Annotated in this window: 24 protein-coding genes and 5 pseudogenes; 15 read left to right on the top strand and 14 right to left on the bottom strand. The window is 74.5% G+C overall.

The window, feature by feature from the left end; genetic code table 11:
- Window positions 1-106 precede the first annotated feature (106 nt).
- On the bottom strand, window positions 107-904 hold the full coding sequence (locus tag ABGB16_RS06370; RefSeq protein ID WP_347667025.1) for a TAXI family TRAP transporter solute-binding subunit: 798 nt from the start codon (window positions 902-904) through the stop codon (window positions 107-109).
- A gap of 26 nt (window positions 905-930) precedes the next feature.
- The gene (locus ABGB16_RS06365) at window positions 931-1284 is read right to left on the bottom strand and encodes a DoxX family protein (RefSeq protein ID WP_347667024.1); all 354 of its coding nucleotides are present in this window, start codon (window positions 1282-1284) and stop codon (window positions 931-933) included.
- A gap of 376 nt (window positions 1285-1660) precedes the next feature.
- Here ABGB16_RS06365 and ABGB16_RS06360 point away from each other — a divergent pair.
- Window positions 1661-2431: pseudogene (locus tag ABGB16_RS06360) on the top strand (Gfo/Idh/MocA family oxidoreductase); the annotation flags it as partial.
- A gap of 104 nt (window positions 2432-2535) precedes the next feature.
- The gene (locus tag ABGB16_RS06355) at window positions 2536-3162 is read left to right on the top strand and encodes a maleylpyruvate isomerase N-terminal domain-containing protein (RefSeq protein WP_347667004.1); all 627 of its coding nucleotides are present in this window, start codon (window positions 2536-2538) and stop codon (window positions 3160-3162) included.
- Here ABGB16_RS06355 and ABGB16_RS06350 read toward each other — a convergent pair.
- Window positions 3159-4131 (bottom strand): annotated as a pseudogene (locus ABGB16_RS06350) (IS256 family transposase); the annotation flags it as partial. The gene ABGB16_RS06355 and the pseudogene ABGB16_RS06350 sit on opposite strands and share 4 nt — an antisense overlap.
- Before the next feature lie 3 nt (window positions 4132-4134).
- On the opposite strand from ABGB16_RS06350, the pseudogene ABGB16_RS06345 reads away from it, so the two are divergent.
- From ABGB16_RS06345 to ABGB16_RS06315, 7 genes and pseudogenes are all read left to right on the top strand, one after another.
- Window positions 4135-4528 (top strand): annotated as a pseudogene (locus ABGB16_RS06345) (NUDIX hydrolase); the annotation flags it as partial.
- Between the two features lie 245 nt (window positions 4529-4773).
- Window positions 4774-5970, top strand: a complete 1197-nt coding sequence (locus ABGB16_RS06340) for a helix-turn-helix transcriptional regulator (protein WP_347667003.1) — start codon at window positions 4774-4776, stop codon at window positions 5968-5970.
- A 151-nt stretch (window positions 5971-6121) separates the two neighbouring features.
- Complete coding sequence (locus tag ABGB16_RS06335) at window positions 6122-6367, top strand: hypothetical protein (RefSeq protein ID WP_347667002.1); 246 nt, start codon at window positions 6122-6124, stop codon at window positions 6365-6367.
- A gap of 59 nt (window positions 6368-6426) precedes the next feature.
- Window positions 6427-6690 carry a hypothetical protein gene (locus tag ABGB16_RS06330; protein ID WP_347667001.1) on the top strand — a complete coding sequence of 88 codons (264 nt, stop codon included), beginning with the start codon at window positions 6427-6429 and terminating at the stop codon, window positions 6688-6690.
- On the top strand, window positions 6687-7061 hold the full coding sequence (locus ABGB16_RS06325) for a hypothetical protein (protein WP_347667000.1): 375 nt from the start codon (window positions 6687-6689) through the stop codon (window positions 7059-7061). Before ABGB16_RS06330 ends, ABGB16_RS06325 begins: the two co-directional genes overlap by 4 nt.
- A gap of 86 nt (window positions 7062-7147) precedes the next feature.
- Window positions 7148-7315 (top strand): hypothetical protein, encoded by a 168-nt coding sequence (locus tag ABGB16_RS06320; protein ID WP_347666999.1) that lies wholly within the window; start codon window positions 7148-7150, stop codon window positions 7313-7315.
- A 518-nt stretch (window positions 7316-7833) separates the two neighbouring features.
- Window positions 7834-7923: pseudogene (locus tag ABGB16_RS06315) on the top strand (NUDIX hydrolase); the annotation flags it as partial.
- Between the two features lie 16 nt (window positions 7924-7939).
- Here ABGB16_RS06315 and ABGB16_RS06310 read toward each other — a convergent pair.
- Window positions 7940-8569, bottom strand: coding sequence for a hypothetical protein (locus ABGB16_RS06310; RefSeq protein ID WP_347666998.1), 630 nt, complete (start codon window positions 8567-8569; stop codon window positions 7940-7942).
- A gap of 43 nt (window positions 8570-8612) precedes the next feature.
- Window positions 8613-9071, bottom strand: coding sequence for a cold shock domain-containing protein (locus ABGB16_RS06305; RefSeq protein WP_347666997.1), 459 nt, complete (start codon window positions 9069-9071; stop codon window positions 8613-8615).
- Between the two features lie 121 nt (window positions 9072-9192).
- Here ABGB16_RS06305 and ABGB16_RS06300 point away from each other — a divergent pair, with 121 nt between their 5' ends.
- The gene (locus ABGB16_RS06300) at window positions 9193-9855 is read left to right on the top strand and encodes a 4'-phosphopantetheinyl transferase superfamily protein (protein WP_347666996.1); all 663 of its coding nucleotides are present in this window, start codon (window positions 9193-9195) and stop codon (window positions 9853-9855) included.
- A gap of 14 nt (window positions 9856-9869) precedes the next feature.
- On the opposite strand, the gene ABGB16_RS06295 is transcribed toward ABGB16_RS06300, so the two are convergent.
- Together ABGB16_RS06295 and ABGB16_RS06290 are read right to left on the bottom strand one after the other, a co-directional pair.
- Complete coding sequence (locus tag ABGB16_RS06295) at window positions 9870-11279, bottom strand: acyl-CoA synthetase (protein ID WP_347666995.1); 1410 nt, start codon at window positions 11277-11279, stop codon at window positions 9870-9872.
- Window positions 11280-11345: 66 nt separating this feature from the next.
- Window positions 11346-13610 (bottom strand): ATP-dependent RecD-like DNA helicase, encoded by a 2265-nt coding sequence (locus tag ABGB16_RS06290; RefSeq protein WP_347666994.1) that lies wholly within the window; start codon window positions 13608-13610, stop codon window positions 11346-11348.
- 203 nt (window positions 13611-13813) lie between these two features.
- On the opposite strand from ABGB16_RS06290, the gene ABGB16_RS06285 reads away from it, so the two are divergent.
- Window positions 13814-13939, top strand: a complete 126-nt coding sequence (locus tag ABGB16_RS06285; protein ID WP_347666993.1) for a hypothetical protein — start codon at window positions 13814-13816, stop codon at window positions 13937-13939.
- Window positions 13940-13948: 9 nt separating this feature from the next.
- Here ABGB16_RS06285 and ABGB16_RS06280 read toward each other — a convergent pair whose 3' ends face one another.
- Window positions 13949-14464, bottom strand: a complete 516-nt coding sequence (locus ABGB16_RS06280; RefSeq protein ID WP_347666992.1) for a 2'-5' RNA ligase family protein — start codon at window positions 14462-14464, stop codon at window positions 13949-13951.
- Window positions 14465-14545: 81 nt separating this feature from the next.
- On the opposite strand from ABGB16_RS06280, the gene ABGB16_RS06275 reads away from it, so the two are divergent.
- Complete coding sequence (locus ABGB16_RS06275; RefSeq protein ID WP_347666991.1) at window positions 14546-15055, top strand: DUF664 domain-containing protein; 510 nt, start codon at window positions 14546-14548, stop codon at window positions 15053-15055.
- Window positions 15056-15131: 76 nt separating this feature from the next.
- Window positions 15132-15311, top strand: a pseudogene (locus ABGB16_RS06270) (hypothetical protein); the annotation flags it as partial.
- Window positions 15312-15369: 58 nt separating this feature from the next.
- On the opposite strand, the gene ABGB16_RS06265 reads toward ABGB16_RS06270, so the two are convergent.
- Window positions 15370-16134 carry a hypothetical protein gene (locus ABGB16_RS06265; RefSeq protein ID WP_347666990.1) on the bottom strand — a complete coding sequence of 255 codons (765 nt, stop codon included), beginning with the start codon at window positions 16132-16134 and terminating at the stop codon, window positions 15370-15372.
- A gap of 142 nt (window positions 16135-16276) precedes the next feature.
- Between ABGB16_RS06265 and ABGB16_RS06260 the strand changes: the two genes are divergently transcribed.
- On the top strand, window positions 16277-17191 hold the full coding sequence (locus ABGB16_RS06260) for a DUF72 domain-containing protein (protein ID WP_347666989.1): 915 nt from the start codon (window positions 16277-16279) through the stop codon (window positions 17189-17191).
- Between the two features lie 25 nt (window positions 17192-17216).
- Here ABGB16_RS06260 and ABGB16_RS06255 read toward each other — a convergent pair whose 3' ends face one another.
- Genes ABGB16_RS06255 through ABGB16_RS06245 form a run of 3 tightly spaced genes read right to left on the bottom strand, consistent with a single transcriptional unit; the run spans window position 17217 to window position 19695 of the window.
- Entirely contained in the window at window positions 17217-18458 is a 1242-nt protein-coding gene (locus tag ABGB16_RS06255) for a cytochrome P450 (RefSeq protein WP_347666988.1), read from the bottom strand.
- Between the two features lie 47 nt (window positions 18459-18505).
- Entirely contained in the window at window positions 18506-18982 is a 477-nt protein-coding gene (locus tag ABGB16_RS06250) for a hypothetical protein (RefSeq protein WP_347666987.1), read from the bottom strand.
- A 32-nt stretch (window positions 18983-19014) separates the two neighbouring features.
- Window positions 19015-19695, bottom strand: coding sequence for a hypothetical protein (locus tag ABGB16_RS06245; protein WP_347666986.1), 681 nt, complete (start codon window positions 19693-19695; stop codon window positions 19015-19017).
- Window positions 19696-19854: 159 nt separating this feature from the next.
- On the opposite strand from ABGB16_RS06245, the gene ABGB16_RS06240 reads away from it, so the two are divergent.
- Window positions 19855-20025 carry a hypothetical protein gene (locus ABGB16_RS06240; RefSeq protein ID WP_347666985.1) on the top strand — a complete coding sequence of 57 codons (171 nt, stop codon included), beginning with the start codon at window positions 19855-19857 and terminating at the stop codon, window positions 20023-20025.
- 84 nt (window positions 20026-20109) lie between these two features.
- Here ABGB16_RS06240 and ABGB16_RS06235 read toward each other — a convergent pair whose 3' ends face one another.
- Together ABGB16_RS06235 and ABGB16_RS06230 are read right to left on the bottom strand one after the other, a co-directional pair.
- A complete protein-coding gene (locus ABGB16_RS06235; RefSeq protein ID WP_347666984.1) occupies window positions 20110-20976 on the bottom strand; it encodes an alpha/beta fold hydrolase in 867 nt (288 codons plus the stop codon).
- 61 nt (window positions 20977-21037) lie between these two features.
- Window positions 21038-22255, bottom strand: coding sequence for a glycosyltransferase (locus ABGB16_RS06230; protein ID WP_347666983.1), 1218 nt, complete (start codon window positions 22253-22255; stop codon window positions 21038-21040).
- Between the last annotated feature and the right edge of the window lie 103 nt (window positions 22256-22358).

Below are 22358 nucleotides of genomic sequence, written 5' to 3'. Positions count from 1 at the left end.
GGCCGGCGGGCAGGGCGGAACGCGGGCTGGTCACGCGTTCCGCCTCCATGCCGGCAGTCTATGTCGGCCCCGGGCGGCCGACCCGCCCAGGCTGCCCCCGCCGGCCTCATCCGCCCTGGTAGAACCGGGACGCCCCGGGGTGCAGCGGCACCGGATCCGTGTTGGCCGCGCTGCCGCGGTCGAAGTTGCGGCCCGCCGGGTGCACCGCGCCCAGGTCGGTCTGGTACGCGAACAGCAGCCCCGTCAGGTCGTACGCCAGTTTGTCCGGCATGTCCTTGTCGACCAGGAGGAGATTCGCCACCGTGATCGTCGGCACCGCCGCCGGCGTCCCGTACGCCTCCCGGGGCAGTTCGGCGGTCGTGTAGACCGGCCCGAACTCGGCGGCCAGCGCCTCGACCAGGTTGGCGATCGGCAGGAACCGGAACCGCCCCGGCGCGGCGGCCAGCAGGTCGGCGATGCCCGGCGTGGGCAACCCGCCCGAGAAGAACATCGCGTCCAGGGTGCCGGCCCGCAGCCGGGCCGTGGTGTCCGGCAGCGAGAGCCTCGCCCGCCGGACGTCCTTCTCCGGGTCCAGGCCCGCCGCGGCGAGCAGCCGGCTGGCGATGACATCCGTGCCCGACTGCAGGGAGCCGGTGGAGACCCGCATGCCCCGCAGGTCGGACATCCTGCTGACGTCGGCGTCGGCGCGCACGAGCACCTGGATGTAGTCGCTGTACACCCGGGCCAGGGCGCGCACCGGCTGCGGATGGCCCTCGAACCCGCCGCGCCCGGCGGCGGCGTCCGCCGCGTTGTCGATCTGGGCGAACCCGATCTCCATGTCGCCGCCGGCGACCCGGGTGATGTTGTCCACGGAGGCGCGGGTCGGCTCCGCCCGCGCCTCGTAGCCGGGCAGGTGCCGGGTGATCAGGTCGGCGTACCCGCCGCGGGCGCTCAGCCGTTCAGCAGGTGCAGCACCGCGAGGGCGGCGGACGCGAGCCCGAACACCAGCGGCATCGACGCCACGGCCATCGGGTCCTTCGCGCGCAGGTGGTAGACCGTCGCGCCGATCATCTGGAGGGTGAGGCCGACCGCCGCGGCGATCCCGGCGGGCGCCCAGAACAGGCCGACGATCAGGCCGATGGCCGCGGCTCCCTCCAGCGTTCCGATGGCCTTGGTGAGGCCGACGGAGACGGCCAGGTGGGCCATCCGCTCGCGCATCTGGGACTGGCCGGTCACTTTGGGTACGGCCAGCGCCGCGAAGACGGCGGCCAGGATGAGACTGAGGACGAGGAGGGGGATCTGCATGTCGTTCCTTCTTGTTCTGTCCGCTGGTCGGGCGACGGTGGTGGCAAGGCGCGGGCGGCGAGCCGGTAGCCCGGCGAGCCGAGCGGGTCAGCGGGGCCGGCACCGACCCGTGCCGGCAGTTCGCCCGCGCCCGGACGTCGAGCAGGTGGATTTCCATCCGGGGCGAAGGTAGTTGACTGGCGCATCCCGCAGGTAGGCGCTGTGACCAGTGCGGTGTCCGCTGACGTTCGCCGCGTTGCTGCGCGTCGATCATGGAGCTCTGGTGCCTGACAAAGTGGGGCATCAATCGCCTTTTCTGGCACCAAAACTCCATGATCGGCAAGAGTGAACCCGGCCCGACGTTGGCGGGCATCGCAGCAGAGAGGTTGTCGTCGTAGACCCGCAGCCCGCGCCCGCACCCGATGCCCACGGTGTGCCGCACGCTTACGCCGACGTCGATGCGCTGCCGGCTGGTGCGGCCGACATGGTCGTGGTGACCGTGCCCAACCACCTGCACGCCACCCTCGCCGCCCGGCTGCTGCGCCGCGGCGTGGAAAAGCCGGTCTGCCTCACCTCCGCCGAGGCGACCCTGCTGACCGACGCGGAGCGCGACGGCCGCGCGGTGCTGCTGGCCGGAAGCGCCGCCCGATACCGGGCCGACGTGCGATCGTTGGTCGAGGCGGCCGGCGAGCTGGGCCCCATCCGGCACGTCGACGTCGCCTGGGTACGCGCCCGGGGCGTGCCCGACGCAAGTGGCTGGTTCACCCGCCGCGACCTCTCCGGCGACGGACTACAGGGCCTCGTCGAGGACCTCCCGCACCTTTCCCGTGCCGCCATCCGGGTCGCTCAGGGTCCAGTGAATGGCCTGGAGGCTCACAGCGTCGATGGACGCTGCCCGAGTATCCAGTCGACACTGACCCATGACGGCGGCCTCACCATGCGGCCTATCGTCAATGCCCTTGTTGACGGTGAAGAACGCTGTAAACGAAACCGCAAACACATGGGGCACGCCAGTGCGGAGGTAGCTCGGTATGACGCCCCGGAGCACGATCGCCGGCCGTATATCGGTAGCCACGGGACTTCGTCGGAAGGCTTCCTGGGCTCGCGCCGCGATGAGATCCCTCACGCCGACATCGGGAGTAATTGTCAAGAGTTGTGGACCATGTGACTCGTGATTAGCGCTTGTCCGGCGGAGCAGCACGTCCCAGACGGAGCCGTGGCGATCTCGGACAGCGGATGGCACTGCGGCAGGCCAGCCGCTAGCCTCCCGGTGTGATCTCCGCATTTCTCGACACGGCCGAGGTCGCGTCCGGGCTGCTGCGTTCGCCGGTGCTGGCCGAACGTTGGGAGCAACCGAGCGCGCTGGCCCAGTTCCGGGTCAGCGGTCTGGCCGGGCATCTTGCCCGAGCGGTCTTCAACGTCGAGCGTTGGCTGGCCGAGCTGCCACCGGCGGGCGGGACGCTCATCGATGCTGTCGCCTATTTCCTGTCTGGCGCCGGTCCGGCGCCGCATCTGGAGGATGCGGTGCCACGCCGGATCCGCGAGGTGGGCGAGCAGGAGGCGGCCGGTGGGCCTGCCGCCCTGACCGAGGAGTTTGACGCCGCTCGCGCCCGGCTCGCAGCACAGCTGCCGACCATGCCGCTCGACCGGCCTGTCGGCGTGTTCGGCCGCGTACTTCCGCTCGACCAGTGTCTGCTCACCCGGCTCGTGGAACTCGTTGTCCACCTCGACGACCTGGCCGTCAGCCTGGAGGTGCCCACGCCGTCGGTGCCTGCCAAGGCCACCGACGCGGTCATTGCCTGCCTCACCCGCATTGCTGTGGCCCGTCACAACTTCCTTCCGGTAATGCGCACCCTGGCCCGCCGCGAACGTGCCACTGATCCAATCGCGGCTTTTTAGGCGGCTGCGTCCTCCGCTCGCTCGACGAGGACCCCGTTCTCGAAGCGGGCGCCCGCGCGGACCAGTGGCACAAGGTGGGCTCCGGTGATCGCCCGCCAGCGGGCCTGGGCGGACTCGACCAGCTTGAACACCATCGCGAGGGCGGCGGCTGGGCTGCCGGCGCCGCGGGTGACCTTGGTACGGAGCTTGACCGTGGAGAACGTGGACTCGATCGGATTCGTGGTCCGCAGGTGGATCCAGTGCTCGGCCGGGAAGTCGTAGAACGCCAACAGCTCCTCGGCGTCGTCGGTGATCTTTGCGACGGCCTTGGGCCACTTGGTGCCGTAGGTCTTCTCGAACGCCTCGATCGCCTTCTCGGCGTGCGCGCGGTCCTCGGCGTTGTAGATTTCCTGCATCGCCTTCGTCGCACCTGGTTGAGCGGACTTTGGAAGGCAGTTCGTGACGTTGCGGGCCTTGTGAACCCAGCATCGCTGATGCCGGGCAGCCGGGAACACCTCGGCCAGCGCCTTCCACAGTCCCATCGCGCCGTCCCCGACGACCAGCTCGGGGGCGCGCATGCCGCGACGGCGGCAGTCGCGCAGCAGGTCGGCCCATGACTCGGTGGACTCGCGCAGGCCCTCGGCAAGCGCGATCAGCTCCTTGGTGCCGTCCATCCGGACGCCGAGCAGGACCAGCACGCACGAGTGCGCCTGCCCGAGCCGGACCTTGGGGTGCACGCCGTCGGCCCACACGTACACGTAGTCGCACTCCGACAGGTCCCGCCTCCTGGAATGCGGCGTGGTCGTCCTGCCACTGCTTCGTCAGCCGCGTCACGGTCGCCGCGGACAGCCCCGCCGCGCCGCCGAGGAACTGCTCCAGCGCCGGAACGAAGTCCCCGGACGACAGGCCGTGCAAGTAGAGCAGCGGCAGCACCTCAGAGATCTTCGGCGACTTGCGGCACCACGGCGGCAGGATCCTGGAGGAGAACTGGGCGACCGGGAGCGTCTGCTGTTGATGCGGCGGCACCGGTTCGTGTTCGACCGTTGGGTGTGGGAACTGCCGGGTGGATACGTTGACGCCGACGAGGAGCCGGCGGTGTGTGCGGTGCGGGAGGTTGAGGAGGAGACCGGCTGGCGGCCGTGTGCGGTGGAGCCGCTGATGTCGTTCCAGCCGTGGGTTGCCACGGCGGACGCGCAGAACCTGGTCTTCCTCGCCCGGCACGCGGACTACACGGGTACCCCGGTCGACATGAACGAGGCAGAACGGGTCGCATGGATTCCGCTGACCGAGGCCCGGGCCCTGGTGACGGCCGGTGAGATTGTCGGGGCCGGCACGGTCATTGCGGTGCTGGAGCTGGTCGCGCGCCAGGGCGCGCGGAGAACTGTAGGCGTCAGCGGCACGGACCGTAGGTTGGCGGCTCGCTCCCGTCCGGCTGTCCTTAATTAACCTGAGCCAGCCTGGACGCCGATTGCGTCGGGCTGGTGGCGCGCGATCGGTGGTCCGCCCGACCTCTCCGGAACCCGGCTGCGGCGGGGTGTGATGAGGCTGCCACCCGGAGTACCGTCGACTGTGGCGGCCCGTCGGAGTAGCGGCCGGCGGCCCGCCGCCCAGACCGCTACCTGGGAGACGACGATGACCGACCCCAAGACATTCGGTGCGCGCCTCCGCGCCCATCGCGAACGTGCAGGAAAGACCCGCCCCGTCCTCGGTGGACTGGTCGGCCGCAGCGCCGAATGGGTCAAGGCCCTGGAGAACGGCCGCCTCCTTCCGCCGCGCCTGCCCATGCTGCTCCGCCTGGCCGAGGTGCTCGACATATCCGACCTGGCGGACCTGACCGGCGACCAGTCCCTGCCGGTGGCATCCGTGACCCGCGCCGGCCACGCCGACATCGACAACGTCGCCGCCGCCATGCAGCGCACCATCGTTCCCGCCGGCGATCCGACACCCGTCGACGCCCTGCGCGGCCTGGTTGACCAGGCGTGGGCGCTGTGGCATCGGTCCACCGCCGAGCGTACGGCCGTCGCCGCCGTGCTTCCCGGGCTGCTGGCGGATGCGCAACGCAGCGTCCGCAGGCTGGACGGCCTGGCTCGGCGGCAGGCGCTGGTCGAGTTGGCGCGCGTCTACCACCTTGCGCAGTTGTACGTCGCCCACCAGCCGCACCCGGAGTTGGTGTGGCTCGCCGCCGACCGGGCGATGCTCGCCGCTCAGGATGCCGACGACCCATCTGCGATTGCGGTAGCCGCCTGGTACTACGCCCACGTCTACCGTGGCGCGAACCAGGTCGACGCCGCCGAGCAGATGCTTGTTGACGCCGTCGGCTTGGTGGATCCTGCTGCTGGCAGTGAGCAGTTGGCTCGGTGGGGGCAGGCGCAACTCGGCATCGCCCTGGGGCACAGCAAGGCCGGTCGGGCGGGGCGCGCGTGGCGTGCGTGGGACGCCGCCGACGAGGCCGCGAGCCGACTCGGCAGCAGGTACGCGCACCCGTGGCTGATGTTCGGGCCGGCTGCCTGTGCGGCGTACGCGGTCACCATCGAGACGGACCTGTGTCGACCGGGTGAAGCTGTCCGGCGGGCCGACACGGCGGACTACCGGGCACTGCCATCGCAGACCCGTCGGGCTGGCGCCCTTATCGAGGCTTCCCGGGCACACATGCTGGACCGAGGCGAGGTCGCGGCGATGCACCTGCTTGGCCGAGCGCTGCGGGAGAGCGTTGACACCGTGCGGCACCACCCGTACGCCCGCACAGTCGCCCTTGAGCTGTCGAACCGGCCGGGCACGGTCGGGGAGGATGCCCGGGAACTGGCCCTTGCGATCGGGGTGATGGGGTAGCCCTCCCTCTGGTACAAACTCTCCCCGCCGACGCCGGTGACCGCTCGTAGCGTTCAGGTCACTGGTGGCGGCGGGGTCTTTGCGGCCTGACATCCGATAGGGATTGAGGAGACTCCGCCGCGCCTTCACGACTCAACGAGGGGGCGATCTGGTGGCGATCTGGTCCGAGCTGCGCGGCATTGTGCGGTGGCTGCTGCGGCGGTCCGAGCCGCCTCCGCCGCCCGGCGCCGGGCAGCGCCACCAGGCCGCCGAGCAGGCAGCCGCCCAACAGCGGCTGCTCGACCAGGCGCAGCGGTTGCGGGACAACCGCTGGTACTGCGAGCCGACGCAGATGATCCCGAATGTGCCGATGACCCTGGGCCAGCTCAGCGGATACCGCACGAGGGTCGAGCGGTGAGCCGGGTCGGACACCGTGACGGGCACCCGGACCGGGATGGTCCGCCCGGGGCCGGGCCGGTGAGCGCGCTTCCGGCCGTGCCGCCGGACACGAAGCTGTCGTTGCCGGCCGGCGAGTGGGCCACCGACGGGAACGTGGTCGGCGTGACCCAACTGGACGTTCGGACCGTCCGCGTCGGCGGCAGCCCGGAGGGCATGGCCGGCTGGATCTGGGTACGCGGCCACAACCTGGAGTGCCGGTGGCCGTCGGTCGCCTGCGCCCGGGACTGGTGCGTCAAGGTGGCGGTGCGGGCCGAGGCCCTGTACGACGCGTTGGCCCGGTGACCGGCCGTGTCCGGGCGCGTCTCGTACGAGGAGTACCTGCTCGCCGCCGCCCTGACCTTCGCCCGGCGGCATCGGCCGGTGTGGTGCTGGCGGAGGTGGCGTCGGGTCTGCCGCTGCGGCGCCGAGTTGCCCTGTCGTGCCCGGCACCGGATCCCGATCAACCGTGGCCACTGGCCGGCGGGGGAGAGCCGGTGAGCGACGAGCAGGAGCGGGTGATCCTCGCCGTACACCTGCGTGGGGTCGACGGGATGTGCGTCGGCTGTCGGGCGTGGTGGGCGCTGCTGGTGCCGTACCCATGCTGGCAGGTGGAGTGGGCGACCAGCCGGCAGGCGCGGACGATAATGGCGCGGTTCCTGGGGGTGCGGGCGTGACCGCGCACGGGCCGGTACTGCCGATCTGGAGCTGCGGCGGCTGCGGCGCGCCCTGGCCCTGTCGGACCCGCCGTCAGGAGTTGCGGGTGGAGTTCGCGGACGCGCCGATGTCCCTTGCGTTGTACATGGGGGCGCAGTTCGCTCGCGCCGCCGAGGACCTGACGTGGGCGCCGGCCGGCACCCTGCACCGGCGTTTCCTGGGATGGCTGCGGGGAGGTCACGAGGACGACGCGCTCGGTACCAGAACGCCTTGATCACGGCGTCTTCCGCTTGCGCTGCCCGCCCGTAGAAGGTGCTCAGGCCGTTGTGGTAGCCGAGAAAGTCGTTCCTGGCCGCGTCCTCGTCCTCGTGGACCGGGCCGAATGCCTTGCAGATGGACTCTCCGGGACCTCGTCGGAGGCTGTGGCCCGCAGGTGCATGTGGAAGCTCACTCGGCTGCTACTCCTTGCCGTGACCTGCATGGGACCTGCGAGCGACTGCCCTGGCCGCTGCCCGTCGCCGGGTTCACGGGCTTTGATGCCCCTGCTCTACTGGCTGGCATGAATGGGCGACGACTCGTATACCTTCTCGCTGCGATCGTTGGCGCGCTGATGGGCGTCGCTGGGCTGGTCGTGACCCTCGACCTTGTCGAGACCGGTAGGCTGTTGTGGGCCCTTCCGCTGTGCCCCGTCGGTGGAGGGCTCCTTGGCATCGGTATCCGAGGCATCAAGAGAAACTCTCGGCCGTCCAGGGGGCGAAATGCAGCCGGTGGGACCGGCTGAGCATCGCCGAGATGGAGCTGCCGGATGGCGTCCGGTTCGAGCAGTATGTGATCCGGGGGCCGTTGTCGGCGATGGTCGCCGTGCTGGACGACCGGGAGCGTCAGCGGGCATCAGCGGCTACGTGGCTGCCGGCTGTCGCGGTTCGCCGACCTCGGAGCGCGGCAGGTGGGCGCAGTGCGCGACCGTGGCGTCGTCCGGGACCCGAGCGTCGGGGCCTCCGGCGGCGCGGGCTTCGGCCCGCCGGACGCGGCGGATGACGTCGATCGGCCCGTCGGCGTCGAGCAGGTCCAGTACGCCGGGCCAGTCGTACTCCGGCGTCCCCTCGGCAACGCCGGCCAGGGGCGCTGAGCAGGCACGTCTGGCGTTGGCCTCCCGCTCGTCGGTGAGGACCTGCGGGCCGCCGTCGGGCTGGTCGAGGACGAGGAAGGAGTCCGCGAGCAGGAGGTAGTCCAGGCGGCCCCGGCGGGCGCGGACCATCGCCACGGTCGCCTGCGGGCTGCTGGGGTGCCCGACGTCGCAGGTGCCGCGGTGCATGGCGGCCACCTCGCCGATCGTGGCGGCGAGGATCGCCCCGAGGTCCCGCCCGTCGTCCCGCGACAGCCGGCCGAGCAGCGCGCCCCCGAGACGGTGCGTGTACCAGGTGACACCGTGGGCGCAGATCGACTCGGTGCCCGGGATGCCGGCACCGTCCAGCAGCACCACGGCCGGGCCGCTGCGGCGGCGATAGCACGAACGGGGCAGCTCCACAGCGCTTCAACCCGACGGTACCCCGGCAAGGTGAGTCGGGCCGTCAGCCCTCCACCCAGCCGTGCCGCCGGGCCAGCGCCAACACCCGGGCGCGCACCGCCACGATCTGCGCCCCGGTCAGGTCCGGTACGCCGCTCAGCAGCGCCTCCGTGGTCTCGGCGCTGAGGGCGCGCTCGGAGAGCACGTCGCAGAGGCCCTCCTCGTCGTCGGCCCCGCCCGCCTGCCCGGGCTCCCGGCCGCGCCCGGCCACCGCCGTGCCGGACCGGACCGGCCCCGCCCGCTCGCCGGCCGCCGGGGCCGCGCCGAGCACCCGTACCGTCCGGGCCTTCGGGCCGCGGTCGCTCTCCACCGCCTCGTACTCCACCGGGACGCCGGGCGCCATCGCCCACTTGTCACCGTCCACCGTGTTCGCGTGCACGAACACGTCGTCGCCGCCCGCGTCCGGGGTGATGAAGCCGTAACCCCGCATTTCGTCGAACCGCACTACCCTGCCAGTCAGCATTTTGTTCCCGCATCCGTCGGACCACTCCGCCGCTCCGACCCCGTACACTACCTCCACCGGCGCAGCCCCCGTCGGACGGCGGGGCGACGCGCGTCCGTGCGGCGCTTTAGCATCGGCGGATGTGATCGAGCAGATCCTGCCTCCCGCCGTGGCGGTGGCCGAGTCCTTCACCGACCCCGCCGGCCTGACGCCGCATCCCGAGGAGGAGCCGCTGGTCGCGGCGGCGGTGGAGAAGCGACGCCGGGAGTTCACGACCGTGCGGCACTGCGCCCGCCGGGCGCTGGCGGAGCTGGGCGTCGCCCCGGTGCCGATCCTCACCGGTACGCGCGGCGCCCCGGTCTGGCCGGCCGGGATCGTGGGCAGCATGACGCACTGCGACGGCTACCGGGGTGCCGTCCTCGGCCGCGTGTCGGCGTTCGCCACCCTCGGTGTGGACGCCGAGCCGCACGCGCCGCTGCCGGAGGGGGTGCTGGAGGCGATCGCGCTGCCCTCCGAGCAGACCCGCGGCGCCGCGCTGGCCGCGACCCACCCCGGCGTGTGCTGGGACCGCCTGCTGTTCAGCGCGAAGGAGTCCGTCTACAAGGCGTGGTTCCCGCTGACCCGGCGGTGGCTGGACTTCTCCGAGGCGGACATCACCGTCGACCCGGCCGGGACGTTCGTCGCCCGCCTGCTGGTGCCGGGTCCCGTCCTCGGCGGCGTGCCGGTCACCGCCTTCCCGGGCCGCTTCCTGGTCGACGGCGGCCTGGTCCTCACCGCCATCGCCATTCCCGCGGTCGCCGGCTGAGCTGGGCACCCCGGTCAGTCGGCGACCAGCCGCGACTTCTGCACCTTGCCCATCGCGTTGCGCGGCAGCGCGTCGACCAGCCGTACCTGGCGGGGCCGCTTGTGCGCCGACAACTGCCGGGCCACGAAGTCGATCAGCTCCGGCCCGTCCACCCCGTCGGCCACCACGTACGCGGTGACCTGCTGGCCGAGGTCGGCGTGCGGGGTGCCGACCACGGCCGCCTCGCGTACGCCGGGGTGCGCCAGCAGGGCGTCCTCCACCTCGCCGGCCCCGATCCGGTAGCCGCCGCTCTTGATCAGGTCGGTGGCGGCCCGGCCGACGATCCGGTGCCAGCCGTCCGGCTCGACCGTGGCGACATCCCCGGTGCGGAACCAGCCGTCGGCGGTGCGGGTCGCCGCGTCGGCGTCCGGGCGGTTCAGGTACCCGTCGAAGAGGGTCGGCCCGCACACCTGGAGCTCGCCCATCGCCGTCCCGTCGGCGGGCACCGGCATGCCGTGCTCGTCGACCAGCCGGGTCCGTACGCCGGGCAGCGGCACCCCGACGGTGCCCGGCCGGCGCGGCGAGTCCGCCCGGGCGCTCACCGTGATCAGGGTTTCCGTCATCCCGTACCGCTCCACGATCCGGTGACCGGTCAGCGCGGCGAGGTCGGCGAAGACCGCCGCCGGCAGGGCGGCGCTGCCCGAGACGAGCAGCCGCGCCGAGCGCAGGGCGCGGGCCGAGCCGGGGTCGGCGGCGATCCGCGACCAGACCGTGGGGACGCCGAAGTGGACCGAGCCTCCGGCGGCGGCGTACCGCTCGGGACGCGGCCGCCCGACGTGGTGCAGCCGGCTGCCCAGGCGCAGCGGCCCGAGGACGCCGAGCACCAGGCCGTGCACGTGGAACAGCGGCAGGCCGTGTACCAGCAGGTCGTGGGGCGTCCAGGCCCAGGCGTCGGCGAGCCCGTCCAGGCAGGCGGCGACCGCCGCCCGCGAGAGCACCGCGCCCTTCGGTGCCCCGGTGGTGCCGCTGGTGTACAGGATCAGGGCCGTGCGGTCCGGGTCCGGCTCGGGGTGGACGGTGTCCGAGCGGCGATTCAGGGCGACGGGGAACCGCGGCGGGCCGGCGGCGTCGGCGCCACGGTGCCCGCCGGCCGGGACGAGCAGCGCGGCGGCGGCGGAGTCGCGCAGGATGTGGTCCCGCTCCATCGGCCCGGCGTCCGGCGGCACCGGCACCACCGCCGCACCGGCCAGCAGTGCCCCGACGACGCCGACGACCGTCTCCAGGCTCGCCGTGGCCTCGACCGCCACCCGGTCCACGCCGCGCAGGTCGTCGGCCACGGCCGTGGCGAGTCGCCGCAGCTCCACCCAGGACACCGCGCGGTCGTCCACCCGGATCGCCTCGGGGCGCTCGTCGGCGGACTCGGACAGCCAGGTCAGCAGCGGCATGGTCGGCGCACCTCTCCACCTGCCCGGGCGAATCCCGGACGCCCCGACCGTAGCCGGGCAGCCGGCTCAGCGTCGGTCGGGGGTGAGCCGGTGGGTCAGCGCGGTGTGCCGGCGGCCCGTGCCCGCCGTACGGACCGCGATGGCCAGGGCCTTGCGCGAGCCGGCCAGCACGACCAGGCGCCGGGCCCGGGTGACCGCCGTGTAGAGCAGGTTCCGCTGCAGCATCGTGTACGCGCTCATGGTCACCGGAACCACCACCGCCGGGTACTCGCTGCCCTGCGAGCGGTGCACGGTGATGGCGTACGCGTGCTGCAACTCGTCCAGCTCGTGGAACTCGTAGCTGATGTCCTCGTCCTCGTCGGTGCGGACCACGAGGGTCTGCTCGTCGAGGTCGAGGGCGGTGACCACGCCGACCGTGCCGTTGAACACCCCGGCCGCGCCCTTGTCGTAGTTGTTGCGGACCTGGATCACCTTGTCGCCGACCCGGAAGACGCGTGCGCCGTGCCGCCGCTCCGGCGTGCCCTCGCGCTGCGGGGCGATCGCCTGCTGGAGCAGGGTGTTCAGGTTCGCCGCGCCGGCCGGGCCGCGCAGCATCGGGGTGAGCACCTGCACGTCGCGGGGACGCAGGCCGAACCGGCGGGGGATCCGCCGGGCCACGATGTCCACCACCTGCTCCGCGGTGACCTCGGGGTCGTCGCTGGGGAAGAGGAAGAAGTCCGGGTGCTCGCCGAACAGCGGGGCCTGCCCGGCGTTGATCCGGTGCGCGTTGACCACCACGCCCGACTCCTGCGCCTGCCGGAAGATCCGGGTCAGCCGGATGCGGGGCACGCCGTCGGCCGCGAGGACGTCGCGCAGCACCTCCCCGGCACCCACCGACGGCAGCTGGTCGACGTCGCCGACCAGCAGCAGGTGCGCCCCGGGCGGCACCGCCTTGACCAGCTTGTTGGCGAGGATCAGGTCCAGCATGGACGCCTCGTCGACCACCACCAGGTCGGCGTCGACCGGGTTGTCCCGGTCGAAGGTGGCGTCCCCACCCGGGCGCAGCTGGAGCAGCCGGTGCACGGTCGTCGCGGGGTGCCCGGTCAGCTCCGTCAGCCGCTTGGCGGCACGGCCGGTCGGCGCGGCCAGCACGATCTTCGCCTTCTTCGCCGCGGCCAGTTCGACGACCGACCGGACGGTGAACGACTTGCCGCAGCCCGGGCCGCCGGTCAGCACCGCCACCCGGGAGGTCAGCGCCAGCCGTACCGCCTGCTCCTGCTCCGCTGCCAGCTCCGCGCCGGTGCGGGCCTTCAGCCAGGCCAGGGCGCGCCCCCAGTCCACGCCGGCGAACGCCGGCATCCGGTCGACCGGGTCCCGCAGCAGCCGCAGCAGGCTCGCGGCGAGCGCCGACTCGGCCCGGTGGAAGGGGACCAGGTACACCGCCGGGATGACCCCGCCCTCGCTGCTCGGGTTGGGCACCGCCTCGCGGACGACCCCCTCCTCGGTCGCCACCAGCTCGGCCAGGCCGGCGGCCACCAGCTCCGCCGGCACCTCCAGGATCGTCGCCGCGTCGGCGACCAGGTTCGGCTCGGGCAGGTAGCAGTGCCCGGCGTCGGCGGCCTCGGAGAGCGTGTACCGGATGCCGGCGCGCACCCGCTGCGGGCTGTCGTGCGGGATGCCGACGGCCCGGGCGATGCCGTCGGCCGTCCGGAACCCGATGCCCCACACGTCGGCGGCCAGCCGGTACGGGTCCTCGCGCACCACGGTGACCGAGGAGTCGCCGTACTGCTTGAAGATGCGTACCGCGTGCGACGTCGAGACGCCGACGCCCTGGAGGAAGACCATCACCTCCTTGATGGCCTTCTGCTCCTGCCAGGCCGCGCCGATCGCCGCCGTGCGCTTCTTCCCGAGACCGTGCACCTCGACCAGCCGCCCGGGCTCCTCCTCGATCACCCGGAGCGTGTCGACGCCGAAGGCGGCCACGATGCGGGCGGCCATCTTCGGGCCGATCCCCTTGATCAGGCCGGAGCCCAGGTAGCGCTCGATGCCCTGGACGGTGGCGGGCAGCACCGTGGTGCAGCTGTGCACCTCGAACTGCCGGCCGTACCTCGGGTGCGACCCCCACCGGCCGACCAGCCGCAGCCGCTCGCCCGGCTGCGCACCGGGCAGCGGGCCGACCACGGTGAGCAGGTCGTCGCCGGACCGGTCGGTGGCCACCCGGGCGATGGTGTACCCGGTCTCCTCGTTGATGTACGTGACGCGTTCCAGCACCGCCTCCAGCACGGCGCCCCGGGCGGGGGCGCCGGCCGCGGTCGGCGGGCCGGCGGTCGGCGCGGTCGGGTTGGCGGACATCGCAACGATGATGGCAGACTGCCGGCCCGTGACGATCACGGTACGACCGCTGACGCTCGCCGACTGGCCGCGGGTGTGGCCGATGCTGCGCGACATGGGGGTGAACGCCGAGCCCGCCGAGTCCCACCGCGACCGGTACGCCGCCCTCCTCGCCGACCCGCGTTGGATGCTGCTCGGCGCCGAGGACGTCGACGGGCTGGCCGGTGGAGTGGCAGGCGCACCGGGAGCGGGCGGCGCCGTTCTACGAGCGGCTGGGCCACCGGGGCGATCCCTGCCCGCAGCCGGAGTACCCCACCTTCCTGGTCGACTTCGCCGCCCACCGGGGCTGACGGTCGCGACTAGGGCAGGGGACGGCAGATGCCCCGCGCGTGGTCGGTGACGGCCGCGCCCACCACCGTGGCCTCCAGCGGCAGCATCTCCAGGCAGCGCCGCACCGCGGCGGCCATCAGCGCGTTGGGCACCCGCATCGACAGCGTGCAGTGCGGCACCCAGCGTCCGGGCTGGTAGTGCTCCACCAGCCCGATGCCCGCCCGGGCCAGCCGGTCGTGTACGAGGGCCTGGTGGGCCAGCAGTTCGGCCGTGGGGGCCGGCCCGAGCCACAGCACCCGGCCCACGAACTGCCCGGCGTGCTGGAACGACAGCCGCAGCGGGGCGGCCACCACCGTGCCCTCCAGCGCGGCGGCGACCCGGTCCGGGTCCAGGCGCGGGGCGACCGCGAGGGAGACGTGCGGCCGGTGTCGCTGCTCCAGCAGGGAACGCATGCTCTGCACCCCCTCGGACTCCAACGCGTCCCACAGCACCCGGATCCGCCGGGTGGCGTCGGTGTCCAGATACAGCTCCAGTGCCGCGACCACGTCGATCACCCTAGGGCCCGAGGTTTGCCCGGCCGGCGCTGCGGTACTGCGCGGGGAAGGCCGACGCCGGGGAGGACCGCCGTGGACGTGAACGACGTGCTGACCGAGACCTACGGTCGGCTGCCCGGGCTGGTGCGGGCGGCCGTCGACGGGCTCTCGCCCGAGCAGCTGCGCCGACCGCCGCTGCCGGGGGCGAACCCGGTGGGCTGGCTGGTGTGGCACCTGACCCGGATCCAGGACCACCACGTCGCCGACCTGCTGGGCGCCGAGCAGGTCTGGGTCACCGGGAACTGGGCGGGCCGCTTCGGGCTGCCCGCCGACCCGGACGACACCGGCTACGGGCACACCCCGCAGCGGGCGGCGGCCGTCCGGCCGGAGAGCGCCGCCGCGCTGGTCGGCTACTTCGACGCGGTCGCGGAGCGGACCCGGACGTTCCTGGCCGGACTGCGGCCGGCGGATCTGGACCGGGTCGTCGACGAGGCGTGGGATCCGCCGGTGACGCTCGGGGTCCGCCTGGTCAGCGTGGCCGAGGACGACCTGCAGCACGTCGGCCAGGCCGGGTACGTCCGTGGACTGCTCGGGGCCGGCTGAGTCGGCTCCGCCCGCGTACCCGGATCTCACCCCGACCGGGTGAGTCCGGCTCACCCCGTTCCCGGGCATGCTGCGGGGCGCGGTCTGGCCGTCGGACAACGCCATCATCGCGGCCGGGCTGCGCCACTACGGCCACGCCGAGGCGGCGGCGCGGATAGCCGCCGGCACCTTCGACGTGGTGGAGGCGATGGGCAGCCCGGTGCCGGAGGTGATCGCCGGGTACGACCGCGACCTGACCGACTACCCGGTGGGGATCGTGCCCTCACCGCCCGGGGTCGTCGCGTCCGGCGGAGCTGAGGCGGGAAGGCGGGGCTTCAGCCGACGGGCGGCAGCCCCGGGCCGGTGGGGGCGACCGGCCGGGACGGTGGCACCGGCGCCGCCGGGGTGGCCGGCAGGGTCGGGGTCCGGGAGGGCCGCCCGTCCGGTCGACCGTTCTCGTCGGGTCGATCGCGGTCGCCGGCTGGGCCGGTCGGCTCCGAACCGGCCGCCGCGTCCAGCGTTTCGGCGCACCAGGCCGCCACCCTGTCCGGGGCGCCGGCGGCGGCCACCAGTTCGGCGTAGCGCGGCTCGGCCAGCACCCGGCCCGGGTCCTTGGGGGCATTGGCACGCAACTGTCGGCACAACCGCACGAGCGGCGCGGCGGGGACGCGGGTGCCGGCCGGGGACCCGGCGGGGTGCGGGCTCGGCCCGCCGGACGCCGAGGGACGGCCCGTGGCGGGGGGCGAACTCCCGGGGCCGACGGCGGGCCCGTCCGGCCCGGGCGCCACCGCGTGCGCGGCGGCGAGCGCGACCCCGCCGGTCGCCGCGAGGGCCAGCGCGGCGAGGGCGGCCTTCCCGCTGACCAGGCCGGCGAGGAGCGTACGCCGGCCGTCGAGGGCGGTCACCGGCGCGGGCGGCGCCGCGCGGGCCACCCGGTACGCGTCCAGGGCGGCGCGCTCGCCGCGCAGTTCCTCGGGGCGGGCGGCGGCGCGGAGGGCGGCCAGTAGCCGCACGAGCGGGTCGGCGCCGTCCCGGGAACCGGCGGCGCGACCACCCAGCAGGCGCTCGAGGGTCTCTTGGTCCATCCGCTGCGAACTCATCTCGTGTCCCTCAGCGCCGCCGTCCGCCGGGACGTCACATCGGATCCGCCCAGCTCGGTGCAGGCGGAGAAGGGGACACCCGCGGCCCGGCGGGCGGGCGCTCGGGTTGCCGATCCGGCCGGGGCGCGGTCCACTGAACTACATGGGTGGAATTCGGATGGGCACGGCGTCCTGGGCCGACCGGATGCTGCTCTCCTCCGGCTGGTATCCCCGGGCGGTCAACACCCCCGCCGGCCGGCTCGGCTACTACGCCCAGCGGTTCGGACTGGTCGAGGTGGACACCTCGTACTACGCGGTGCCCGCGCCGGAGACGACCGCCGGGTGGGTCGACGCCACCCCGCCCGGGTTCACCTTCGACGTCAAGGCGTTCAGCCTCTTCACCGGCCACCCCACCCCGGTCACCGCGCTGCCGAAGGATCTGCGGCCGGCCGCCGGCCCCGCCCGGATCCGGTGGCGGGACCTGCCCGCCGGGGCGTACGACGAGCTGTGGCGCCGGTTCCGGGCGGCGCTGGAGCCGATCGCGGCGGCCGACCGGCTCGGCGCGGTGCTGCTGCAGTTCCCCCCGTGGCTGGCGCGCGGCGCCGCCGCCGAGCGACGCATCGTCGAGCTGGCGCAGCGGCTGCGGCCCTGGCGGGTGGCCGTGGAACTGCGGCACGGCTCCTGGTTCGCCGACGACGCCGCCCTGCGCACGCTGGCGCTCCTGCGCGAGCACGACCTCTCCTTCGTGTGCGTCGACATGCCGCAGGGGTTCGCGTCGTCGGTACCGCCGATCCCGGTCGCCACCGCCGAGCTCGCCGTGGTCCGGTTCCACGGCCACAGCGACGCGTGGGAGAGCGGTGACAAGCAGGACCGGTTCCGGTACGCCTACGGCGAGCGCGAGCTGCGGAACTGGGCGCAGCTGCTCGTCGAGTTGGCCGAGCGGTCCGCCGAGCTGCACGTGCTGTTCAACAACTGCTGCGGCGACCAGGCCCAGCGGGACGCCTCCCGCCTCGCCGGCATCCTCGCCGAGCGGGGCGCCCCGGTCGGCGCGGCGGCGGGGCCGGCCGGCCACCCCTGATCCGGCTCGCGGGCGCCGGTATCCGTCAGGCCGGGCGGCCGACCTCGACGACGACGCCGCTGGCCGGGCGGGTGGGGATGCGGTGCAGGGGAATCGTCAGGTCCTGCCCCGGCAGCCGGTGATCCAGGCGGGCCAGCCGGACGGACAGCTCGCGCAGCAGGGCCACGGTGATCTTCTCGCCGGGGCACCGGTGCCCGGTGCGGGGATCGCCGCCGCCCTGCGCCACCAGCTCGAACTCGCCGATCTCCCGGCCGACGAAGCGGCCCGGGTCGAACCGGTACGGGTCCGGCCAGAGCCGGGGGTCGTGATTCTGCCCGTACAGGTCGAGCAGCACCAGCGCGCCGGCCGGGATGCGCACGCCCCGGAATTCGAGGTCGCCCACGGCCTTCCCGCCGACGAACGGGGCGAACGGGTAGAACCGCCGCACCTCGTGGGCGAACGCCTCCGCGAACGCCGGATCGCCGGCGCGCAGCCGCTCCCGGTGCGCCGGCCAGCGGTGCAGGGCGTGCGCGGCGAAGGCGACGAACCAGCTGACCGCCACGGCCGGCCGCAGTATGTTGAGCAACTCCACGGCGGCGCTTCGGGCGTCCAGCGGCCGGCCGTCGGCGTCCCGGTGTCGGGCCACGGCCGTCACGGCCGAGCCGTCGGGCACCCGCACCGTGCCGGCGCGTACCGCGTCCACCAGCCCGGTGAGCCACGCCTCCCGGCGCCAGCGCGCCGGGCGGGCGCGCCAGTGCCGGGGGCCCGCGGTGGCGAAGCCGTCCACCATCGCCACCAGGTCCGCCGCGAGGCCGGGCACCTCGCCGGCCGCCAGCGGCACGCCGGCCCAGTCGCACACCGCCCGGGTCAGCACCTCGGCCGTGGCGTCGAACAGCACCACCCGGGGCCGGCCGGCCCAGTGGCGTGCCGCCTCCGCCCAGGCCGCGCCGGCCCGGTCCACCAGCCCCGCGACGTCCCCGGCCATGAGCAGGCCGGTGAACAACGCCTTGCGGACGCGGTGCGCCTCGCCGTCGAGGGTGTGCACCGCGCCGTGCCCGAACAGGGTGGCGCGCACCGGCTCGGGGATGGCCCCGTGCCGGCGGACGTGCCGCTCGTCGTAGAAGAAGCGGGCCGCCTCCGGGCCGCGCAACGCGACGGTCCGCAGGCCGAACAGCCGGGTGACCAGCACGTCGCCGCCGGACCGGCGCAGCCGGTCCGGCAGCCAGGCGTACCCCCGTAGTGCCAGCGGCAGGGTGCCGTCGAGGAGGAGCCGACGGTGATCGGGCATGACGCCCTGGTGCCCCGCTCGCCGGTCGGCAAACGCCCGCCGAGGCGTCACCGGTCCGTCGAACCGTCGCGGCTGACGCCCTCGGGCCGCATGCGGGTCGCCTCCTCCAGGGCGTTGTCGGGCAGGTCGCCGTCGGCGTCCTCGGTCGGGAAGGTCCGCCGGGACGGCGCGGGGTCGGGCGGCGCCCCGGGGCCGGCCTCCGGGACCCGCGACGGCTCGACCGTGCCGAAGCCGTGCCGCCCCGCCGGTGGGGTCGGCGCGGACGGCTCGCCGGCCCGCTGGTCGCCCCGTCCGCCCGGCGCCACGGCGGTCTGCTCGCTGCCCTCGTTCATCGGCGAGTCCTCGCCGGCGCCCCACGGCGGGCCGGCGTCGAAGTCGTCTCCGCTGGTGCCGTACGGGCCGGGGGACTGGGGCCCGCGCGTGCTCCCGCCGCTCGTCGATCCGTCCCTGCTCGTCATGGCCACCTCGCTGGTCGGCTCGGGTGTGGCGTACCGGTGCTGGTTGCCCGTCCCCGCGCCGCGCATGCCCCGACTGTGGGGCATGCGCGGCGGGGCGGTCAGCGGCCGGACATGGCCATGCGGCGCTTCCCCATGCCGGTCGCGGTCATCTTGCCGTTGCCCCCGGCCATGCGGCGCCCGGCCATGCCGATCGCCGCCATCTTGCCCATCGCCTTCGGCGCGCCGCCCAGCATGCCCGCGCGGGCCAGCATCCCCCGGAAGACCTGGCCGGGCTTCTGCTGCTCGCCCATGTACGCGCTCACCACCACGAGCGCGCCGGTGAGCGCCGGGACGGCCCACTGGAGCAGCTTCATCTGCCGCTGGCAGGAGGCGACGTTCGCCGGGGTGTGCGAGTTCGGTTCCGTCGTCCCCTCGACCGGCGGGCCGCCCGCCCTCTGCAGCCGCATCCCGAGCAGCCGGCTGTACCCGGTGACCGCGAGCGCGCCGAGCGTCAGGCCCGTCTTCAGCGCGCTGACCCGCCCCACCCCGCGCTGGGCGAACATCCGCGGGCTCTCCGTGGCCAGCTCGCCGACCGCGCCCGCCAGGTGGGCGCCGATCGCGGCGGCGTTGACCGGGGTCCACCGGGCCCACCCCGCCGAGGCGACCGGAAGCCGCTGGCCCGGGTCGTTGACCTTGGCCGCCGCGCTGTTGACGCCCAGTGCCCCCATCAGCGAGCCGCCGAACCAGGCCGCCAGCCCCAGGTCGTGCATTGAACGCAGTGCCGTGTGCGTTTCGGACATCTGATCCCCTTCCACCGTACGGGCGGTGCCGCATACCCGCCGCGCGCGCGAGTACTCCTGGTGTCGGAGCCCTTCTCGTCCGTGTTAGGGGGGTCGGACAGGAGTCGACCGTGGCCGCGTGGGTAGGCCACCGGTGACGACGAGCGGGAGGAGACGGGCGTGTCCCAGCCGGACGAGAACCAGAGGAAGACCGCCAAGACCGACGCGGTGCTGATGCACCCGGGCAACGACCCGAACCGGGAGCCCTCCCAGGTGCCGCCGCCGGCGGAGCGGGGCCAGGTGCGGGTCGAGCGCGACGGCGAGATGGTGCCCCTCGAACCGGAGCAGTGAGTGCCGGCGGCCGGCGGGCGGGCACCCGCCCGCCGGGTCCGGCCACCGCGACGCGCCTGTCGAGCGCCCGGGAACGGCGGCGGGTCAGGCCCGGCGGGGGAGGCCGGCCGCGAAGGCGGCCACCCGGGCGGCCAGCGGCCCGCCGGCGCGTACCCAGGTGAAGTGGTCCAGCGGGGCGCCGGCCTGCGCGGTCGTGTACCGCTCGCGGACGACGGCGGCCGCGGGCAGCTTGCCGCACAGGTGGTCCAGCGTGGCGTGCGGGGTGTACTGGTCGTCGTCGACGCTGACCGCCAGGACCGGCAGGCGCAACGCGCGCAGCGCCGCCTCGGTGTCCACGCCGTCCAGCGCGGGGAACCGCCCGGTGCGGGCCGTGTGCGCCCAGTCCCGGATCACCCCGCGCGCCTGGCGCCCGCCGAAGCCCCAGCCCGGCCACACGCCGAGCAGCCGCGCCACCGCGGCGATGCCCTGGGTGGACGCGAGCACGCCGTACCGCCGGGCGCCCGGGTAGCTGCGCCAGTACGGCAGGCCGACGGCGACCAGGGCCAGCCCGTCCACCGCGTCCGTGCCGTACAGGGCCAGGTGCAGCAGGGCGGCCTGCCCACCGAGAGAGTGCCCGAGCAGCAGTCGGTTCCGGCCGTCCAGCCGCGGCTTCAGCGCCGCCAGCACCGCGCCGACGTCGCCGGCCAGCTCCGCGTAGCCGTACCGGCAGGCGCGGCTCGGCGCCGGGGTGCTCGCGCCGGTGCCGCGCAGGTCGGCGACGACCACGGCCAGCCCGGCGGCCCGCAGGGCGGCGGCGAACGGGCGGTAGTAGCGGGCCCGCACCCCCATCGCCGGCCAGATCACCACCACCGGCGCGCCGGACGGCCCCGCCGGCTCCGGGTACACCTGCACCCCCAGCCGGGCGCCGTCGACGTCGACGAACTCCTGCGCGTACTCCGGGTTGGCGCTCACCGGCCCAGCGTACGAGCGCAAGCTACCCGCGGGTAGCGCGGGTGGCGGGGTGGGGCGGGCGTCAGGCCACGGCGGGAACGGGCCGGGCGACGCGGGCGACCGCGCCGTACACCGCGCCGAGCTGCTCCGCGCAGCGCTTCCAGGAGTACCGGCTGCGGATGCGGTCCAGCGCCGCCGTGGCGTACGCGAAGCGGCGGACGTTGTCGGCGAGCAGGCGGCGGACGGCGGTGCCCAGCGCCCGCGGGTCGCGCGCCGGCACGAGGTCGCCGGTGAGGCCGTCGACGACGGTGTCGGCGATGCCGCCGACGTTCGTGCCGACCACCGGGACCCCGCACGCCATCGACTCCAGGGGGGTCATGCCGAACGGCTCGTACCAGGGGGCGGCGACCAGCAGGTCCGCCGAGCGGTACCAGGCCGGCATCTCCTCGCGCGGCACCGCACCGACCAGCCGCACCCGGTCGGCGACGCCGCACGACCGGGCGAGCGCGTCGAGCCGGCGGGCGAAGGCGTCGGCGGGCAGCTGCTCGGCCCGCGGGCCGCCGACGACCACGCACTCGGTGTCCGGCACGGCGGGCAGCGCCCGGATCACGTCCGCGAAGCCCTTGCGCTCCACCATCCGGCCGACGGTCAGCACCCGGGGCCGGGCCGGGTCGCGCGGGACGGCCGGGCCGTCCGGTCGGAAGATCCGCTCGTCCACCCCGGCCGGGACCAGCGCCATCCGGGACCGGGGCACGCCGAGGCGCACCAGCTCGCCGACCTCGTCCTGGCACTGCGCGACCACCCGGTCCACCGCCCGGCCCAGCGCGCGCTCGTAGCCCACCCGGCCCGCCGGGCCGCCGTCCCGGCCGCCGTGGTGCCGCCGCCGCGCCGCGCCCAGCCCGTGGTACGTCAGCACCACCGGCACCCCGGCGCGGCGGCCGGCGTGCACGCCGGCCAGCCCGCTCGTCCAGTGGTGGGCGTGCGCGACATCGGGCAGCCACGCCCCGTCGCGCCACTGACCGGCCAGCCACCGGCCGAACTCGCCGAGGTGCGGCAGCAGCTCGTCCACGGGGACCCGGTCCGGCGGGCCGGCGGGCACGTGCACCACCTGGTAACCGTCCGCGGTGGACACCGCCGCCGGCAGGGCGGGGGAGTCCCGGCGGGTGTAGACCCGCACGTCGTGGCCCGCCCCGGCCAGCGCCGCCGCCAGGTCCGCCAGGTGGGCTCCGCGCCCGGCGGTGTCCTCCCCGCCTCCCACCGCGAGGGGACTGGGGTGTACCGAGACCAACCCGATCCGCATGTTTCTCCTCCTCCATCAGGCGCGGGGCACCACACGTCCGTACCCCGGGCTCCGCCGGCTAACCGGTGCCGGGGGAAGGACGGGCCCCTTGTCGACGCCCGCG

It is taken from the genome of Micromonospora sp. B11E3, assembly GCF_039871625.1.
Classification (GTDB): domain Bacteria; phylum Actinomycetota; class Actinomycetes; order Mycobacteriales; family Micromonosporaceae; genus Micromonospora.
This window is presented reverse-complemented; position numbering and strand designations above follow the sequence as displayed.

Coding starts and splice junctions, on each gene's coding strand:
- ABGB16_RS06365 (WP_347667024.1), bottom strand. CDS start 1,284: ATGCAGATCCCCCTCCTCGTCCTCAGTCTCATCCTGGCCGCCGTCTTC.
- ABGB16_RS06340 (WP_347667003.1), top strand. CDS start 4,774: ATGACCGACCCCAAGACATTCGGTGCGCGCCTCCGCGCCCATCGCGAA.
- ABGB16_RS06305 (WP_347666997.1), bottom strand. CDS start 9,071: ATGCTGACTGGCAGGGTAGTGCGGTTCGACGAAATGCGGGGTTACGGC.
- ABGB16_RS06295 (WP_347666995.1), bottom strand. CDS start 11,279: ATGCCGCTGCTGACCTGGCTGTCCGAGTCCGCCGACGAGCGCCCCGAG.
- ABGB16_RS06290 (WP_347666994.1), bottom strand. CDS start 13,610: ATGTCCGCCAACCCGACCGCGCCGACCGCCGGCCCGCCGACCGCGGCC.
- ABGB16_RS06265 (WP_347666990.1), bottom strand. CDS start 16,134: ATGAGTTCGCAGCGGATGGACCAAGAGACCCTCGAGCGCCTGCTGGGT.
- ABGB16_RS06260 (WP_347666989.1), top strand. CDS start 16,277: ATGGGTGGAATTCGGATGGGCACGGCGTCCTGGGCCGACCGGATGCTG.
- ABGB16_RS06255 (WP_347666988.1), bottom strand. CDS start 18,458: ATGCCCGATCACCGTCGGCTCCTCCTCGACGGCACCCTGCCGCTGGCA.
- ABGB16_RS06250 (WP_347666987.1), bottom strand. CDS start 18,982: ATGCGCGGCGCGGGGACGGGCAACCAGCACCGGTACGCCACACCCGAG.
- ABGB16_RS06245 (WP_347666986.1), bottom strand. CDS start 19,695: ATGTCCGAAACGCACACGGCACTGCGTTCAATGCACGACCTGGGGCTG.
- ABGB16_RS06230 (WP_347666983.1), bottom strand. CDS start 22,255: ATGCGGATCGGGTTGGTCTCGGTACACCCCAGTCCCCTCGCGGTGGGA.